The organism is Salinimicrobium oceani, assembly GCF_012037645.1.
The window spans coordinates 1-423 of sequence record NZ_JAAVJR010000759.1 but is presented as its reverse complement, the minus strand read 5'-3'; the positions used below and the strand labels follow the sequence as shown (position 1 = coordinate 423).

General features: G+C 40.9%; 1 protein-coding gene. It reads right to left on the bottom strand.

Going from position 1 to position 423, the window contains the following annotated elements; genetic code table 11:
• A partial coding sequence (locus tag HC175_RS19265) for a PspC domain-containing protein (RefSeq protein ID WP_168139760.1) occupies positions 1-423 on the bottom strand: 423 nt, incomplete at both ends.

Below are 423 nucleotides of genomic sequence, written 5' to 3'. Positions count from 1 at the left end.
GTATATAAGGATAAAAGCACCTGTTGAGAAAATAGTAAGCAGGATCCATAGCAATCTTATCCACATAGCATCTATCCCGGTATAATGAGCGAGCCCTGACGAAACTCCGCCTACGTAACTGTTCTCTGTATCCCGAAAAAGTTTTTTACCTCTTCTTCTTTTCGTGTAGACAGGTTCATCTTCAAAGATTTCTTCATCGAGCACATAATCTTCCGGCTGTCCCATAACAGTGATCACCTCATCTACCTCACGAACTCCTATTACCTGTCTCTCTGTTTTAATCTTTTCAGAAAAAAGTTCAGCAATACGAGCCTCAATATCATGAATGATCTCCTCCTGCCCATGTGTATTGGTTAGGGATCGTCTTATAGCCTCAAGATAATGTTGCAGCCTGGCGAAAGCATCTTCATCTATATGGAAAAA